This is a genomic window from Mesorhizobium sp. M0621 (assembly GCF_040320745.1).
In the GTDB taxonomy this organism is placed as follows: Bacteria; Pseudomonadota; Alphaproteobacteria; order Rhizobiales; family Rhizobiaceae; genus Mesorhizobium.
In genome coordinates, this window is sequence record NZ_JAMYQF010000024.1 from 75,715 (window position 1) to 93,418 (window position 17,704).

The window sequence follows — 17,704 nt, forward strand, 5'->3', positions numbered from 1 at the left end:
TCTCTGTTTGCTCGACGCCGGCATACCCGCACCGTAAGCGCTGGACGAGGACAAGTTCCGCTGGCCGCGGGTGGAGAACGGGGTGATCCGGCTTGCCGCGCCCAACTGATGGCGCTCGTCGAAGGCATGGACTGGCGCGTTTGAGCCGAACGGAGACGGCGTCCGACGTCGGCCGGATAGGCCGTGGCGAAGTGACTCAGGCGCAAAAGGCGGGCCTCTGGCCGTGCAAAATAAGCTTCTGTCGGCGGCATGACGAGAAGCGCTTTGGCCCGTCCCACGAAATCGTTCCGCTCAAGGCGATATTCGTCGCCATGGCGGCGGAGAAGGCCGAACTGCAACAACTCCGGAGCGAACACTCAAGGCCGAGATCGTCCGGATGGCGACACTCAACGAGCGTGCCCAGGAGAGGATCGCCGACCTTCAGGGCTCGTCAAGCAGCTGGAGCGCGCCGTTTCGGTCGCAGCTCCGAGAAGCTCGAACGTGCCCAGCAGGCCTTCGCCTTCGAAATCCAGACCGGGCTCGGCGCGATTGAGTCCGAACTCGAGGCCGCAAGACCGCAAGACCGACAGGCGAGCCGCGACGTGCTGCGCGACCGCGCAAGGCGTTCCCGGCGCATCTGGAGCGGGTCGAGATCGTCATCCGGCCCGAGCCATGGGGGAAGAAGCGCTCCCGCAGCCAATCGTCCAGTCCGTCAAACGCCGTCGGCCGCCAGGCTTGCGAAACGGAACAACAGTCCCGCCCCCGCTTGGATACCGAGGCACCGTGCGCACACCCGAATTCCTTCGCCCGTCGGTTCCCCAGCCAACCTCATGCAGCCGCAGCATCGCTGCCACCTCTTCAGGCTGAAGGATCTGCTCTCCCTGCATCGTTCTCGACAAAGCAGGAATCGCCCAATCCCAATCGCCATCCATGCCTCCTCTCATAACCGAGGGGTCAGTTTCGGCCGACAACTGAGACGTCCGGTGCTCTTAGGCAGGGTAATCATACGAGATCCCTCCTGCAACATCATTTCCCGCATCCATAGGCTTGCCGGATCATTATTGTGAAGCGCAGGCCATTGGACGGCCTCCGTGAATGCGGCAGGAAGTGGCGGCGGAAGTTCGACAATCCGCAGGGGTGTTAATTTTGCGAAATGCTGCGCCAGCCGCAACGGCATGGTCCCGATGCGGCTGGTGCCTGATAGAAGGGGCGGGATCATGCTAAAGCCGTGTACGACGACCTCGATACGTCTCTCGAAACCGTTCTCGAGCAAATACCATTCCTCGATGGAGGGCTGCCGGGTGTCCCCGAATTTAAGCACGACATGCCCCATCGACAAGTATCGGTCGAATGTAAGTGGCTCTGACAGCTGCTTGTTCGTGCCGCAGCCTACGCATACGAGCATATCTTCGAACAGGGCTGCGCGAGGATGTTTCGACATGAACACTTCCGGCATAATCAGAAAATCAACGTCGCCGCGCCGGAGAAGCTCCTCGGGGTCGTCGGAAATAGGCAGACATTCGAAGCGGACGGCGGGAGCTTCCCGCGCAGCACGCTTTACGATTTTCTTAAAAAATACGAGTGTGAGGTAATCGGAAAGGATGATGCGGAAGCGACGATCCGATCGGACCGGGTTAAAGGCGTCCCAGGAAATAATCGACAGCTGGATGTGCAGCAATGCCTCCCGGACTGCTGTGGCGAGCCCCTCCGCGCGCGGTGTCAAAATGAGTTCGCGGCCGTTCATCGTAAATAGCTCATCGCTGAAATAGGCGCGTAACCGACCGACGGCGGCGCTCATGGCCGGCTGACTCAGGTTAATACTGCGAGCCGCGGCGGTGACTTTACGCTCCCTGATCAAAGCGTCCAGCACAACGAGGAGATTTAGATCGAGTCCCTTAAAACGCATGCATTGACCTATCCGACGCGTGGATGGGTATCGCGCAAACAATCAATTTCACGAGGTGAGAGCCTCAACGCATCAGCCGACGACGAAACAGAGCAACCGATAGGAAGAACGGCAAAACCGTGTATATGCAAAGCGCGCCGATATGCAGGCCCATGCTGCCGGCGGGACGGCCAAGCATCGCCGGACGAATGAGGTCAATTGCATGTGCGAGCGGCAACAAGGAGGCGACGTCCTGAAAAGCGCCGGGCAATTGGTTGACCGGAAACATCGCGCCGCAAAGGAACAGCATGGGCGTTATAACAAGCGTATTATAAAATATGAAATATTCATAACTGGGCGCAAGCGCCGTGACGACCATCGCTAGACTCGCGAAGGCGAGGCCACTGAGAGCGATGACTGGCAGCAAGCAGAGGATGGATGGCCACGATGCGTAGCCTAGCGTGGTGGCAACAATAGTGATTGCTGTGCCCGCCATCAGGGCCTTGGTGGCTGCCCACGCCAATTCGCCGAGTAAGATATCGCCGAGCGTCAGCTGAGTGCATAGCATTCCTTCCCAGGTGCGCTGGTCGCCCATGCGGCCGAAACTCCCGTAAACCGTTTCAGCGGTCGCCGATGCCATCGCGCTTGTGGCAACCATGCCAGCCGCGAGAAACGCAATGTACGAAGTGCCCTCAACAGGACCTATCATTGTTCCGATTCCAAAGCCGAGACCGAACAGATAGATCATCGGATCGGCGAGGTTGCCGAGCACCGATGCAAGCCCGATTTTCTTCCATCCAAGATAGTTGCGGCGCCAAACCGCGACCCAATTCCACGCATTGGCGGGCATGCCCGCCGCATAACGTTCGCCCATTGTTCAGTCCTCCATCTCGCGCCCGGTTAGCCGCAAAAACACATCCTCGAGATTGGGGGGACGCTGCAGAAGGCGTAGACCCGCGCGCCCGCGTAGCTGCGCCAGCACCTGCTCCGGATCGGGTGCATAGCAAAAAAGCGTCTCACCGCTCACCTCGATGCGCTGTGCGTACGGCCGGATCAGCGCACCCAGTTCATGCGGATTGCCGCCGTAGACCTCGACCACGTCACAGCCGATCTGCTCGTCAATGAGTGCGGACGGGCGGCCTTCGGCGATCTTGCGCCCCTCCTCCATAACGCACAGCCGATCGCACAGCCGCTCGGCCTCTTCCATGAAATGGGTAGTCAAAAGAATAGTCTTGCCCCGCGCCAGCAGCGATCGCAGCCGTTCCCAGATCAGGTGGCGGGCCTGCGGATCGAGGCCGGTGGTCGGCTCGTCCATCACCAGCAAGTGCGGGTCATTGATCAGCGCACGCGCGAGCGTCAGGCGCCGCTTCATGCCGCCGGACAGTTCAGCGACGCGCGCATCCGCTTTGTTCTCGAGGCGGGCGAACTCAAGCAGCGATGGTATGACCGCATCGATCTGGCGTCTGCTCATCCGGAAGTAGCGCCCGAACACCAACAGGTTCTCGCGTACAGTGAACGCGGTATCAAGATTGTCGAACTGCGGGACCACGCCGATGCGCATACGTGCCAAACGCGCGCGCGCCGGCACTGGAACGCCGAGCACAGTAATCTTCCCCGCATCGGGCGATGTCATGCCGAGGACCATACGCGCAATCGTGCTTTTGCCCGCGCCGTTCGGTCCCAAGAGCCCGAAGCATTCCCCCGCCGCAACGCGGAACGACAGTCTGTCGACAACGAGCTTGTCATAAGTTTTGCTTACGTCAGTAAGATCGATCGCTACCATGGACATGGGTTCATTTTACCGAGAGGGACGCCAAGACTGGCGGTTGCTTGGTTGCCTGCCGGACCTGAAACTGTGCCTCGTCTTCGCCATCCCAACCGTCGATAACGAACTGATCGACATCACAAGGATTTAGCCCCTGTTCCGGTAAAGCGGCGACAATCGCGTAGAGATTATCGATGGCTTGGTAACGCGGATCGTTGTGCCGCTTTTCCTGGTCAACGCAGAAGACGAGCCGTCCATCCTCGACCAGGGCGATCGCCCCATCATGGGTCAGCTTGATACCAAAGATGCGCATAGTGTCTCCAGGTTAACGGCGATAGATTCGATTCATCAGGAAGCGGAAAGCGGGTTTCGGAAACGGACGAGCAAGCAGTCTTCGTTGACCGACTCGCCCCGACACTCAAGACGCTCTACCTCGATCAACGTTTCGTTCAGCATGGCGATGACCGGCTCAGCACCAGCGGCGTGACCCCAGCGACGGCAATTAGCATCCCTTGCCGATCCGAAGATCAGATGCCCGCCAGGCGCAAGCACCCGCACCAGGTTTTTGACGGCCGCGCGCATCTCGGCTATGTCTTCGAGATAGTAGAGGACCTCCGCCACAACGATCAGGTCAAACAACTCGTCGGTCGAAAACTGTTGAACATCGGAGACTATCCAGTTGATGCGCGACGGCTCGTTTATCCGTTGACGTGCTCGAGCAATCGCTTGCGCCACGACATCGATGACGGTGAGCCCTTGGCAGTAGGGGGCTAGTTTTTCCGTGAATGCGCCGGCAGCGCACCCGACTTCGAGGGCATTTGAAATGGAGCCTTGGGCAAGCGCGAGCTGGAGCATTTGCGTGTGGCGCTTCCGCTCGAACGGATTGCCGTCGAGAAGCCACGGATCGTCTGCGGCCAATTCCCGATCAAGCAACTGATGATTCACGTTCTGGGTCAAACTCGTGCACCTCTCGTCCACTAGGTAATTAGCGATCACTCGTCGCCGCAAATGTTGCCCGACAGCACTAATTCCGAAGAATCCCGCGCAAGATTGAGCCTGCGAAGCGGAGCCGCATGCGGCGAGAATTCTGCCCTGCTGGAACCAGTGATCGGAGTTTGGGTGGGGGCCTGTTTTCCCCCAGTGTTCGATGTAGCGACAGCAGAGCCTCGCGACAGCCAATCGCTATTGCTCAATGTACACAGCGCGTAGGCCTTCACCGGAAGCAAGAGAAAGATGTTGATGAACGTGTGCAGCGAAAAGCCCAGAAATCGAAACTGTCGGGCACGAAATGCTACCACGCTGCATCGGAGCATGGTCATGGACACAATCATCAGTCCTGTCCACCAAGGCACAGAGCCTGTCAGTGCGAAATGTGCGAGGCCCGTTAATACCGATACGGCGAGGAGTAGCGCGCCGAGATTCTGTCCGACCACGTCCAACGTGAGATAGCTATTCAGGCTGGGCAGCAAGCGCAGCCCAAGCAGCGTGTCCCGGAATGTGCTTCGTGCCCAACGGAGTTGTTGGCGCAGATACGGTCCTAGTCTGTTCGGGACGACTGTGGCCGCGATGGCGCTCGGAACGTACTCGGTTCGAAAGCCTGCTTTCAGCATCAGGATAGTAAGATGGCGATCCTCACCGAAGTCGCTTGGCTTGCCCCGAAAAAACTGCGACTCGTACTGGTCCAGTAACAAAAGGAGCGCAGACCGGCGGTACATGGCACATGGGCCGCAACAGCACATAACGGCACCGAAGCGAGCCTGCGCCGCGCGCTCCTCGTTGCAAGCCAGCCAGTACTCCATGTCTATCAGCCTGGTCAGCCAGCTCTCGGTCCGGTTACTGGCCGTCAACTGACCCATGACTGCGCCGACCGCTGAATCTCGCATCTTCGGTACAAGCTTGGCAATGACGTCGGACGCGAGTAACGTGTCTGAATCAACGTTAAGCACCAGATCCCCTGATGAGCGGCGTATCGCGGCGATCTGCGCCTTGCGCTTTCCAACATTCTCGGGAAGCAAAATGATGTCGAACCTAGGGTCGCGCGCGTAGGCTTCGTGGACAGTTCCTAAGGCTTCGCGATTTCCAGAACCGTCATCAACCACATAGACCCGAAGTCTTCCGGCATATTCTTGGTCGGCAATGGAAGCCAGGCACTCTGAAAGCGTGCGCGGATCCTCGTTGAAGCAGGGGACGATGACATCCACGCTGGGCAGTTGATCGGAGCCGACGAGAACATCCAACGCCGATGAGTCGTTTGTCGGCAGAGCATAAAGCCCCTGCATGCTCTTATAAGCAGTCGAGAGCAGCGCATAAAGCGATATGGCCACAGTGCTGGTTGTACCAAGAAGAGTCATGGGATCTCGTTTGTTCAGTGATGTTGAGGAAGTGAGCGGATTACAAATCCGCGCTCACGCAATGCTGGAATCAGCCCGGACAGCGCCGTGACCGTCTGGTCGCGCAGACCGGCGTGAGCGCCCCGGCCCAACTCGCCGGGAGGGCAGCCGTCGTGCAAGAGTACGATTGCGCCCGGCCGGACAGAGGCGAGCACTTTATCGACAATCGCGTCGACCCCAGGGCGAGACCAATCTCGAGGGTCGACGGACCAATGGAGGGCCGCCAGCCCGGCGATCTGTGACGCTGTGAAGACTTCTTCGCTCCAGGCGCCGTAGGGCGCGCGAACATAGCGCACCGAGGCCTGCGGGCACGCTCTCATGATGGCGTCGTTCGCTTCAAAGACCTCACGTTGCACTTCGCCGAAACCGCATTGGTACAGATCCGGATGAGACATCGTGTGGTTGCCTACCTCGTGCCCTTCTGCGATCATCCGTTGGATTAGATCTGGGTGCTCTAAGGCGTAGGCGCCGATGACGAAGAAAGTCGCCGGCACCCGCTGCTCTGCCAGCACATCGAGAATCTCCGGTGTGAAAAGTCGATTGGGACCGTCGTCAAACGTCAGATAAACGCTGCGACGGCCGGTGCCGTCAGAGCACTCACGGCGCACTTCGTACAAGCAATCGGGACGGCTCATAGCTCTGGTCCGTTCCGATCTATCATCGTGCCCGTGGGCCATTCGCTGATCGGCCGTCCAACCGGCAGAACAATGGTGAGTGCGTCATCGATGCGTGTGGGCGGCAGGTCGAGGCGGGCCTCTGGTCGGGTCGAGCGCACGCGAATTCCCGACAAAACGGCCAAAGGCCTGTATCGCCGCCCGAACCTCTCAACATGATTCCGCAGCGCGTCCCGGACCGTTCCGAAAGCGAATGGAACGCCAAGCTCCTGCAGTATTGGAAGCATGACATGGATTGAATGGGCGATTCCGAGACCCTCAAGGTCCGGGCGTACCCCGTACAGGCCCAGCTCAGCCACCAACAGGTCGACCGCGTCAACCTTGATGAAACGGCGCAGTATGCCCATGTGAGCCGCTACACCACTTGAATCATAGGCGATCACGCGGAGTTCAGGCCTGGCTCCGGCCCAGCTTCGACTACCTTCGAACGGTTCTGCGTTGGACGCCCCAGTCGGCCCGTACGTATCACGAAAGAACTCGGCGAGCTCAACGTGATCGGAGAGCTGCAACTCGTTTTCCCAGCACAACTTCCACTGCACCTGGTGGCGCATTCAGGACCTCTCTTCATATTAGTTTTTTGCGGCCGCATTACCCGACCAAAGCGGCGCTGTTGGCTGCATTCAGCCGTTGTCGTTGGCGAAGGTGAGCCAGACGCTCTCTCGAAGTTCCGGCCCGTGTCGTCGATTTGAGCTTGACGTCGCTCATTAACGTTCCTCTAATGCATGGCTCGTAAATTCGTAAAATTGATTGTTTGAATGATACGCATCCACACGTTGGATAGAACATGACATGCGTTTCAAGGGACTCGATCTAAATCTCCTCGTTGTGCTGGACGCTCTGATGAGGGAGCGTAAAGTCACTGCCGCGGCTCGCAGTATCAACCTGAGCCAGCCGGCCATGAGCGCCGCCGTTGCTCGGTTACGCGCCTATTTCAACGATGAGCTATTTACGATGAACGGCCGCGAGCTCATTTTGACACCGCGCGCCGACGGGCTCGCCACAGCAGTCCGGGAGGCATTGCTGCACATTCAGCTATCGATTATTTCCTCCGACGCTTTCAACCCGGCCCAATCGGATCGTCTCTTCCGAATGATGCTTTCCGATTACATCACGCTCGTATTTTTTAAGAAGATCGTAGAGCGTGCTGCGCGGGAAGCTCCCGCCGTCCGCTTCGAATGTCTGCCTATTTGCGACGACCCCGAGGAGCTTCTCCGGCGCGGCGACCTTGATTTTCTGATTATGCCGGAAGTGTTCATGTCGAAACATCCTCGCGCAGCCCTGTTCGAAGATATGCTCGTATGCGTAGGCTGCGGCACGAACAAGCAGCTGTCAGAGCCACTTACATTCGAGCGATACTTGTCCATGGGGCATGTCGTGCTCAAATTCAGGCACACCCGGCAGCCCACCATGGAGGAATGGTATTTGCTCGAGCACGGTTTCGAGAGACGTGTCGAGGTCGTCGTACAGGGCTTTAGCCTGATCGCGCCCGTCCTGTCAGGCAGCAACCGCATCGGGACCATGCCCTTACGGCTGGCGCAGCATTTCGCAAAAACAACACCCCTGCGGATTGTCCAACTTCCGCCGCCACTTCCTCCTCCCGCATTCACGGAGGCCGTCCAATGGCCTGAGCTTCACAATACTGATCCGGCAAGCATGTGGATGCGGGAAATGATGTTGCAGGAGGCATCTAGCCTGGCGCCTTTGCCTGAAATCAATGAGCGTCTCGGGCACGCCGATCCGACCTTGCGGTTGTTGGTACCGACTGCCACCTCGATTTCGCGTGCGAAGTCCCGGAAGATGTTAAGCCCCACTTAAACACCGGGCCTTTGCCCAGCAGAGCGGCGCAGTTGATTGTCAAGTACGAGGGCCAGGAACGAGCAGAACACACGCCCGGGGTTGCTACTGAATTGACTGCCGCCTCCGATTTTGCTTGCGGAGTCCCAGAAGATGCTCAGCCCCACTTAAATGCCAACGTCGCAGGCCTTGCCGCGGCTTTTCACGCGCGGCCAGGCGAGGAGATGGCGGTCCACGTGGTCGATCATCTGTGCCAGCCTCGCTCGGCTACTGGCGTCGACGACAGTCCCCTGCACCGAGAAAGTCGGGCACTTGGCAATGAAGCCGGTCGAGCTTGACGCTGCGGACCCAGGCAATTGACCCCGCGCTTCTGCCTGAACGCGTGGCCGATCCGTTCATCTAATCGGCGCTACATTCTGCCCGGCTGAGGTCCGTGGGTGCGGCCACCCCGCGGGATGGGATCATCATTCAACTTTCTCTCGTTTATGAAAGGAAACTCCCCGCTCACGATAGAGTCCATGAGTTTCATATATTTTCCGGCAGATGGATGTCGAACGGGAGAAATGTCTGTCCGGGTGTTTCAGCGGTGCCGGTCTCGATAGCCCGCGTCATCAGCATTATCAGCTCCTGGCAAAGTCGGCGCATTGGCGTGGCGACCGCCATCGTGACAATATTATCTGCGAGCGCCGCCCGAGACTCCGGCGTGATTTCATTCACGATCGCGACGAGATCGCGACATTTGCCCTCTTCTCGGAGCGCGGAGATGGCGCCCTCCATGCCGCCGCCGGCGACATAGAAGCCGACGAGCTCGGGCTCTCGCTGCATGAGATCAAGCGTTGCCTCGTAGGTGATCTGCCGTTTCTCGAGGTTCATGACTGGATCCAGCACCTCGAACGTGGGCGCGTTCTCACGGCAATAGGAGCGAAAGCCGACGTCACGGAGCTCGTGCCCCTGAAAACGATGGCTGCCGACAAAAACCGCCACTTTGCCGGGCCGTTTTGCGACCTTCGACACCATCCAAGCGGCCGTGCGCCCCACCTTGCGGTTGTTAAGGCCGATATACCCCTGTCGCACGCCGGCGGCGAAGTCGGAAAGCAGCGAGAAAACCGGAATGCCTTTGGCCTTGAGGTCCTCAACCGCTGCTGTAATTTTCGGGTGGTCCGGTGCCACCATCGCGATCGCATGGCAGCGTGCGCCCAAATCCTTGAGCCGCGCGATCAGGTCGCTCGGCATATGTGACGGGGCGAATTCGACGAGCGGAATGCCGTGGAAGGACTGGGCCAAATTGACCGATGCTTCGACCTCGCGCGCAAAATCTTGGTAGAAATGCTGAGCCGGTTTTCTCAAGATGAAGCCCAGACGGTAGTGCGGTAGGTCTCGCCGCAAGCGCTGCTTGATTAGCCCGGCAGCATGATAGCCGATCGCGTGGGCGGCGTCGTGGACCCGCCGCGCGGTCTCCTCGCGCACCGGATGGCGGGCGTTCAGAACCCGATCGATCGTTGCTACGCTGACTCGGGCTTCGCGGGCGAGATCGGCAATTGTGGGGCGCTTGGTCATAGGTCCTATTCTGATCTTTTTGACGCCGGCCGGCTCTCTGTCGCCTAACGGGTTTCGGTTTCGGGTGGCAAAGTGAAAACGTCCCATACGAACGGCCAACAGCGTGTTGGACGAACATCATTCCAGACGTAAACCGGCCGGGTATACTGAAAGGCTCATTCGCTTAAAGGGCGGTGACGGTTTGCACTCACACATTTAGCGCTTCGGCTACATGGTCCGTGAGGAGCCGTTTAGAGGCTGCGGGTCGGTCGTTCAGTTCATGTGACCAGCTAGGCGACTTAACAGGTCGTGGGCCGCCCACCTTACTTGGAGGAGGGTAGCCGGTTTGATGCCTTGGCAAGCTGATGACCGCAGAAGGCGGCTTTCATCTGTGCTCGGTCCAATTCTCCTTCCCAGCGGGCGACGACGAGGGATGCCACTGCGTTGCCGACGCAATTCGTCAGCGCCCGGCATTCGGACATGAAGCGGTCGATGCCGAGTATCAGTGCCATCCCAGCAACGGGAACACTCGGAACTACGGCGAGCGTAGCCGCCAGGGTGATGAAGCCCGCGCCTGTGACACCTGCAGCGCCCTTGGAGGAAAGCATTGCTACGAGCAGCAGCAGCACCTGATCGCCGATGGACAGATCCGTGTTCGTCGCCTGCGCGATGAAGAGGGCCGCCAGCGTCATGTAGATATTCGTGCCGTCCAGATTGAATGAGTATCCGGCCGGGATGACGAGACCCACAACCGAACGCCTGGCGCCCGCCTTCTCCATTTTCTGCATCAGCGAAGGGAGCGCCGCCTCCGAGGAGGACGTTGCGAGGACAAGCAGCAGCTCTTCCTTGATGTAGCGAATGAGAGAACAGATCGAGAAGCCGTTGTAGCGACAGACCGCGCCGAGAACCCCGAACACGAAGAGGAAGGCGGTGAAATAGAACGTCGCGACCAGCATCGCGAGGTTGACCACCGAACCGATGCCATATCTGCCGATGGTGAAGGCCATTGCGCCAAAAGCGCCGATCGGCGCGGCCTTCATCAGAATTCCAACGAGCTTGAAGACAGGCGCGATGAGCGCCTGAAGGAAGCAAACGACAGGCTTGCCCGGCTCGCCGGCCATCGCAAGCGCCATGCCGAACAGAACCGAGAAGAACAGCACCTGCAGGATGTCGCCTTCGGCGAAGGCTCCGACGATCGTTGGCGGGATGATGTTCATCAGAAAGCCGGTGACCGACTGCTCGCTGGCTTTTGCGGCATAGGTATTCACGGCCTGGACATCGAGCGAGGCCGGATCAATGTTGAGGCCGGCGCCAGGCTGGACGACATTGGCGACGATGAGGCCGACGATCAGCGCGAGCGTCGAGAAGGTGAGGAAATAGACCATTGCTTTACCGGCAACCCGGCCGACCTTATGAAGATCGTTCATGCCGGCAATGCCGGTGGCAATTGTCAGGAAGATGACAGGCGCGATGATCATCTTGACCAGCTTGATGAAGGCATCACCCAGCGGCTTCAGGCTCTCGCCGGTCTCCGGATAAAAATAGCCAATTGCGACGCCGAGCGCGATGGCGGCAAGCACCTGGGCGTAGAGCTTGGTGTAGAAGGGTTTGCGGGGCGCGGGACTCGCGCCGCGGACTTGTGCAGCTGACACTGGTTCTCTCTCCCTGACCGGATCGAGGTGGCGTGACTTCTCCCGGGCTTCTCCCTATCGCGGCGCTCCGGTCGAACGCTGCACCAACGCCGCCGCAATACCCATGCCAGATGAATCCGCATGACCTGAACTGACGTGGGCTCGCCAATGATGGAGGAATGCGGTGTCAGACCAGCGGGATAGGCCGCGGTCCGGCACGCCCTTGATGTCTCTGGCAGAGTGCTGCCGGTCGATCCCTCTGGCTAGCGGTTTGCTGCACAGAGCGTGGTGGGTTCCTCGTTTTAGCCGGCTTTGGACCGGGCCGCATCGCTGGCGCCAGCGCGTACCAGATAGGTCGCCTGTTCATAAGCCCGTCCAGATGACAGGCTAACTTACCCCTGTTCGGAAGCGCTGTGAGAGGCGAGTTCCTCTCGCCGGAACGCCTGCGCCACATGACGAAATCCGTTGGTCTAGAGGAGGCCGAGAGCTTCGCTTTCCCTGACTAGCCGTGGCACCCATGATGGAATGAATGCGCTGGCACAAGGCGGGAACGACGAGGGTCCAGCACGACCCGTTGATGTTCACTGACAGAGTGCTGCCGGTCGATCCCTCTGGCTCGCGGTTCATCGGTGGCACCAGAGCCGAGAATGGCTGTGCTCTTTGCAGCGCTCCCGCTGCATGAAAGCCACGTCGAGACGTAGAGATTGACGCCGTTGGCGCTGACCACGACGATGCGATCTGGAAATTGCGAGCACCGCCTACCAAGCCGTACTCGACGCCAGCTTCGCGCCTTCACACGCGACACCGCCGTCGCATGATCAACTCGAGCAAAATGGCGGTTGCCGCAAACGACCAGTGCCGTTGGCGGTTATTATCACTTCCGCCCCTCCGTCGCGGGCGCTGGTGAATGGCACGGCCCGGCTTTTACACTCGGCGCGGTCAGCCGCTCGGGCACCGCATCGCCGGCGCAAGTATTTCCGTCGTTCAACGGCAAAAACAGAATTGATGAATTCTATCATATGCCGCGAGGTTTCCTTTCACGAATGAAAGAAAGCTCGATTGACTATCCCGCCTCGCTCCAGTCTGTTGAAAACAACGTGTGGTTGCCTTGGTGCAAGCCGAGACCATGGCCAAGCTTCGTGGAGGGGAGAGCCAAGCGATGCATCAGGGTTCGATCCGCTTTGCACTCGACCAAACGGCGGCGGCACGAGTTCACGTCGGAGTATTTTCGCGCTTGCTCGCGACGTCGCGGGCGCACATGCCGCCGGCCTACGTTTGATGGCGCGAGATCGAGGATCACATGCACCACAACATTCGCAAATCAGAACAAAATGCCAGCGAGTGCGGCATATCGCTGCCGGATGCGATAAGGGGTTGTCCAACGTCCGAGACGAATCCTGCGAATGGGGCATTGCACGAGCGCGCCCTCACCGGAATCTTCGAAATATCGAAAATACTCACCGGTCCCGCCCGGCTCGAACTCACGTTGGCCAAGGTCGTTGATCTCCTGCACTCGTTAGTGCAGATGCGGCACGGCATCATCACTCTCTGCGATGCCGAGGCCGGACTGGACATCACCGTGGCCAGCGACTGCGACACGAACAGCAATGAGCCCTCCCGGTCGCGCGTGCCGCGCAACGCCATCGATCAGATTGTGACGACGGACACGCCGCTCATCGCCGAGGACATAGCGATGCATCCGGCCTTCACTGCCGCTGACATCGAGGTGCTTGGGGCCTCCGACACCGTGTCCTTCATCGGCGTTCCCATTCGTGTTGATGGAAACGCCGTAGGCGCGATGACTATGGACAGGGCTTTGGAAAGCAGGTCGAGCTATCGGCTCGATTACGATGTCCGACTGCTCACCATGATTGCCAACATGGTGGGACAGACAGTCAAGTTGCACCGCTTCTGCGCGGGGGACCGCGAGCGACCGCCGGAGTTGGAAGATCGGCTGCAAACGAAATTTTCCGATGTTAAGCACCCTGCACCCCGGCGCAAAAAGGTTCATGTCGAGGGGATGATTGGTGACAGTCCGGCGATAAGCGCGCTGCTGGAGAAGATCGCGATCGTAGCCAAGGCAAAAACCACGGTTCTGTTGCGAGGCGAGTCCGGTACCGGGAAGGAGCTGGCTGCCAAGGCAATTCACGAGTTGTCGCCGCGCGCCAAGCGGCCCTTCGTTAAACTCAATTGTGCAGCGCTCCCAGAGACAGTCCTGGAATCCGAATTGTTCGGTCATGAGAAGGGTGCCTTCACAAGCGCATTCAATTCCCGCAAGGGGCGCTTTGAGCTCGCTGACAAGGGGACGTTGTTTCTGGATGAGATTGGCGAGATCTCGGCCTCGTTCCAGGCAAAGCTGCTGCGCGTGCTGCAGGAGCAGGAGTTTGAGCGCGTCGGCAGCAATCAGACCATCAAGGTCGATGTTCGCGTGATTGCCGCCACGAACAGGAACCTGGAAGAGGCGGTTGCAAGGAATGAGTTCCGCGCCGACCTATACTACCGCATCAACGTGGTTCCCTTGCTGGTACCAGCATTGCGCCAGAGGCGCAGCGATATTCCGCTGCTCGCAGCTGAGTTTCTCAAGAAGTTCAACGACGAGAACGGCTGTACGCTTACCTTCGATCCGTGTGCGATTGAAGTGCTGATGAAATGTGAGTTTCCCGGCAACATTCGCGAGCTTGAAAATTGCGTGCACCGGACAGCGATCCTGGCCGAGGGACTATCAATCGGGAGAAACGACTTTGCCTGCTCCCAAGGCCAATGCTTTGCCGAGGCGCTGTGGAAGTGCAGATCGGGCAAGGCCGCGATGCAACCAGCGCCGATCCTGCCGGAGTCAGCGAATCCGGCCACGCCGCCGGATGCGGCAGCCTGTTCGGCCGCGACCACAGTCCCGCGTGCCGGCGCAACACACCCAATTGGTGCGAGGACCCCCGACATAGAGCGCGTCATTGCTGCCATGGAAAGATGTGGCTGGGTGCAGGCAAAGGCAGCGCGCCTCCTTGGACTGACCCCGCGCCAGATTGGCTACGTGCTGAGGAAATACGGCGTCGAGATCAAGCGTATCTGAAACCGAGGAGATGAGCTGAGCTGCTTAGCGCCTTGCGGCAGCGATGCAGGTCCGCGTCCGCTTCCACTCGATTCATCGAGGACAGCCTGGCCGAATTCCCGTGTCTGCGTTGCGACCATCGTGTGAGAGGCAACGCTTCCATCGTCAATCCTGTCCGCCATGTTGCTCTCGTTGCGAGCTCATACGGATGCCCCTGGTGACTAAAACGGAGTTAAAATATGTCCGATGCAAAACTGCAAACTGTGCTTTCGGCTCTTCCGCCAGTGACGCGACACTTAGATGCTCTGCCGTCCAACGGACCAGCACCGGACGGAAATTTTGTCAAGCTGAATACGAATGAGAACCCGTTTCCGTTGCCGCCAATCATAATGCAAAGTGCAGTGGCGGCCCTCAAGTGCCAGTATCTATATCCGGATGACGATAACATCAGCTTGAGGGAAGCGGCGTCCAGCACCTATGGCGTTTCCAGGGATCAGGTCATCGCAGGCAACGGGTCGTCTGAACTGCTCGGACTGATCTACAGAGCTTTCCTCGCGCCTGGCGACAAGGTTGCGATGATGTCGCCAGGGTTTTCGTTCAACCGCAAACTTGCCATGATTCAGGGCGCCGAGTTTCTCGAAATCGGATGTCAAGCTCATTCCCTGCCAATGGAGCAATTGCTTTCCGGTCCGGCAAAAGACGCCAAGTTCATTATGTTGGCCAATCCAAACAATCCGACCGGAACATTCCTCCCGATAAGCGATATCGAACGCCTCGTAGCACAATCAGACCGCTTGGTTGTCCTTGATGAAGCCTACGTCGACTTTGCACCCGATCATGGCCTGCGCCTCATCAACCAGTATCCGAACGTTCTGATCTTGAGGTCATTCTCGAAAAGCTATGCCGCCGCCGGCATTCGCGTCGGTTTCGGTTTCGGTCACCCTGAAATTATTGGCAGGCTGCGAAACATCCAGAACGTCTTCAACATGAACGTCATCGGGCATGCCGTTGGTATCAGCGTGCTTGCGCATCGCGGCGCCTACGCAGAGAACCACAAGCACATCAAGGATGAACGAGAGCGAGTGACAGTCGCGCTGTCGCAACTCGGATTTTCCGTAACGCCCTCCCGCGCAAATTTCTTGCTGGCCCGTGTGCCCGCGGGACAGGACGGCTCATGGTGGCAAGCAGCATTGGAAAGGCAAAAGATACTTGTCGCGTTTTTTCCGGGCAAAGGCTTGGAACACTGCATCCGCGTCAGCATCGGCACAAAAGAGCAGATGGATGCATTTCTTGCTGCCGCTGGCGACATTGCTGGAAGCTTAACGGTGCCAAGCTCCAAGGGCAGGGAAGCGTCAGGCTCTGCTTCTTCGTTACGCTGACGTTAATCGGCGATCACACACATCTCTTCCGACTTGCTTGGTCATCCCAGCAAGAGAACAGCCTGCTTTTAAAATCGGGGACTTATCGAGTGACAAACGTCTTTCCTTCAAACCTAGCGTTCGGCATCTTCGATCATCTGGACGAGGATGGCCGCGACATCGGTCGGCAGTACGAAGATCGCCTGATATTAGCAGAGGCGTGCGATCAGCTAGGGTTCTATGCCTATCATCTCGCAGAACACCACTGTACTCCCCATGGGAGAGGTCCATCGCCGAATCTGTTCTTATCGAGCGTCGCCCAGCGCACCCGGCGCTTGCGTCTCGGACCCTTGGTGATGCTGCTTGCGCTTTATCATCCGCTGCGTGCGTTCGAAGAGATCTGTATGCTGGACCAGTTGAGCGGTGGCAGGCTCGAACTGGGCATAGGGCGCGGTGCTCTCCCGATCGAATTGGGCTACTTCGGGATTGGTGCGGACGCGGTGCCGGGCCGTTATGCTGAAGCCAGCGAAATCCTCATGGAAATACTTGTTAATCCGATGAAGGTCGGCACGCTATGCTATCAAGGCCGCCATTTTGATCTCAATGACGTTCCTTTGACGCTAAGACCTCATCAGCGTCCACATCCGCCGACATGGGTCGCTGCCAATCGACCCGAGTCCGCAGCTTGGGCGGCTGCGAATGGAACAAATATCGCGTGTGTAGGACCTTCCTCTTCTGTTCGCAAAACTACTGATGCGTTCCGCGCCTATCGAGAGGACAACGCTGGCGCGGGGGATCAGGCGCAATTTATCGGATTGCTCCGCATGGTCGTGGTTGGGCGTTGTGACACACATGCCTATTCGCTCGCGGCACCTGCTTACGAACGCTGGCTCAAGAGCTTCCAATTCCTTTACGAGCTTAACGCTATCCCCACTCCACCAAACCTGCCGCTGACCTTCGATGCGGCAGTCGAGAGTGAATTGTGCGTGGTAGGATCAGCAGAATCTGTGCGAAAAGCTCTGTTAGGTCAGTTGGAAGAGGCAGGTGCCAACTACCTGCTTTGTCAACTGGCATTTGGAAATCTGCCGCTAGATGCTTCCCTGTACACTGCGACGACCATCCAATCCGAAATCATGGCTCGACTTGGCTGACCATGAAATTCGCAGTCTGAGGTTGAATCGTTGTACAGCGCTCCCTCACATCCACGTGCTCTAGCAGGCTGTTGAAAAAGGCGCTCGCTGCAAGGCTCTGACCGTGATTCATTGGCTCCGAAGGGATTTGGAGGTGACGAGTGCGCGGCGGCGATGATCGAACTGGCGAACTGTTCAGCTATGTTGACCTTGAGGCGCGGGTGCGGCGCAATCATCCGTTGCGGGCGATCCGGACGATCGTGAATGAAGCCCTGTCGGCGCTGGAGCGGGACTTCGCGGCGCTGTATTCGCCGATTGGACGGCCATCGATCCCGCCGGAGAAGCTGCTGCGGGCGATGCTATTGCAGGCGTTCTATTCAATCCGCTCGGAGCGGCTGTTGATGGAGCGGCTGGAATACGACCTTCTGTTCCGCTGGTTCGTCGGGATTGGCGTTGACGATGCGGCCTGGGATCATTCTGTGTTCTCCAAGAACCGCGACCGGTTGCTGGAGGGCG

14 protein-coding genes and 1 pseudogene are annotated in these 17,704 nt (G+C 58.6%); 5 read left to right on the forward strand and 10 right to left on the reverse strand.

What is annotated here, in order from left to right:
• Positions 1 to 919: 919 nt before the first annotated feature.
• From NKI38_RS18200 to NKI38_RS18235, 8 genes and pseudogenes are all read right to left on the reverse strand, one after another.
• Positions 920 to 1,885 (reverse strand): LysR family transcriptional regulator, encoded by a 966-nt coding sequence (locus NKI38_RS18200; RefSeq protein WP_352659594.1) that lies wholly within the window; start codon positions 1,883 to 1,885, stop codon positions 920 to 922.
• Positions 1,886 to 1,949: 64 nt separating this feature from the next.
• Positions 1,950 to 2,738, reverse strand: coding sequence for an ABC transporter permease (locus NKI38_RS18205; RefSeq protein ID WP_023736275.1), 789 nt, complete (start codon positions 2,736 to 2,738; stop codon positions 1,950 to 1,952).
• Between the two features lie 3 nt (positions 2,739 to 2,741).
• Positions 2,742 to 3,653 carry a nodulation factor ABC transporter ATP-binding protein NodI gene (gene nodI / locus NKI38_RS18210; RefSeq protein WP_023736276.1) on the reverse strand — a complete coding sequence of 304 codons (912 nt, stop codon included), beginning with the start codon at positions 3,651 to 3,653 and terminating at the stop codon, positions 2,742 to 2,744.
• 43 nt (positions 3,654 to 3,696) lie between these two features.
• A pseudogene (locus tag NKI38_RS18215) lies at positions 3,697 to 3,942 on the reverse strand (carbamoyltransferase N-terminal domain-containing protein); the annotation flags it as partial.
• A gap of 35 nt (positions 3,943 to 3,977) precedes the next feature.
• Complete coding sequence (gene nodS, locus NKI38_RS18220; protein WP_023770905.1) at positions 3,978 to 4,586, reverse strand: nodulation methyltransferase NodS; 609 nt, start codon at positions 4,584 to 4,586, stop codon at positions 3,978 to 3,980.
• Between the two features lie 35 nt (positions 4,587 to 4,621).
• On the reverse strand, positions 4,622 to 5,980 hold the full coding sequence (gene nodC / locus NKI38_RS18225; RefSeq protein ID WP_352659596.1) for a chitooligosaccharide synthase NodC: 1,359 nt from the start codon (positions 5,978 to 5,980) through the stop codon (positions 4,622 to 4,624).
• A gap of 14 nt (positions 5,981 to 5,994) precedes the next feature.
• Positions 5,995 to 6,654, reverse strand: coding sequence for a chitooligosaccharide deacetylase NodB (gene nodB, locus NKI38_RS18230; RefSeq protein WP_352659597.1), 660 nt, complete (start codon positions 6,652 to 6,654; stop codon positions 5,995 to 5,997).
• A complete protein-coding gene (locus tag NKI38_RS18235) occupies positions 6,651 to 7,244 on the reverse strand; it encodes a NodA family N-acyltransferase (protein ID WP_023736281.1) in 594 nt (197 codons plus the stop codon). The genes nodB and NKI38_RS18235 overlap by 4 nt, the downstream gene beginning before the upstream one ends.
• Before the next feature lie 238 nt (positions 7,245 to 7,482).
• On the opposite strand from NKI38_RS18235, the gene NKI38_RS18240 reads away from it, so the two are divergent.
• Positions 7,483 to 8,508 carry a LysR family transcriptional regulator gene (locus tag NKI38_RS18240; RefSeq protein ID WP_352657226.1) on the forward strand — a complete coding sequence of 342 codons (1,026 nt, stop codon included), beginning with the start codon at positions 7,483 to 7,485 and terminating at the stop codon, positions 8,506 to 8,508.
• A gap of 504 nt (positions 8,509 to 9,012) precedes the next feature.
• Here the strand turns inward: NKI38_RS18240 and NKI38_RS18245 are convergent.
• Both NKI38_RS18245 and NKI38_RS18250 read right to left on the reverse strand, forming a co-directional pair.
• Entirely contained in the window at positions 9,013 to 10,044 is a 1,032-nt protein-coding gene (locus NKI38_RS18245; RefSeq protein ID WP_352657229.1) for a LacI family DNA-binding transcriptional regulator, read from the reverse strand.
• A gap of 302 nt (positions 10,045 to 10,346) precedes the next feature.
• A complete protein-coding gene (locus tag NKI38_RS18250) occupies positions 10,347 to 11,675 on the reverse strand; it encodes a dicarboxylate/amino acid:cation symporter (RefSeq protein WP_023736285.1) in 1,329 nt (442 codons plus the stop codon).
• A gap of 1,279 nt (positions 11,676 to 12,954) precedes the next feature.
• On the opposite strand from NKI38_RS18250, the gene nifA reads away from it, so the two are divergent.
• The 4 genes from nifA to NKI38_RS18270 form a co-directional block, all read left to right on the forward strand.
• Complete coding sequence (gene nifA, locus NKI38_RS18255) at positions 12,955 to 14,721, forward strand: nif-specific transcriptional activator NifA (protein ID WP_352659598.1); 1,767 nt, start codon at positions 12,955 to 12,957, stop codon at positions 14,719 to 14,721.
• A gap of 218 nt (positions 14,722 to 14,939) precedes the next feature.
• Positions 14,940 to 16,079, forward strand: coding sequence for a histidinol-phosphate transaminase (hisC, locus tag NKI38_RS18260; protein WP_352659599.1), 1,140 nt, complete (start codon positions 14,940 to 14,942; stop codon positions 16,077 to 16,079).
• 89 nt (positions 16,080 to 16,168) lie between these two features.
• Positions 16,169 to 17,209 (forward strand): LLM class flavin-dependent oxidoreductase, encoded by a 1,041-nt coding sequence (locus tag NKI38_RS18265; RefSeq protein ID WP_023736289.1) that lies wholly within the window; start codon positions 16,169 to 16,171, stop codon positions 17,207 to 17,209.
• 140 nt (positions 17,210 to 17,349) lie between these two features.
• Positions 17,350 to 17,704 (forward strand): transposase (locus tag NKI38_RS18270; RefSeq protein WP_352659600.1); only part of this gene is annotated, 355 nt, incomplete at its 3' end.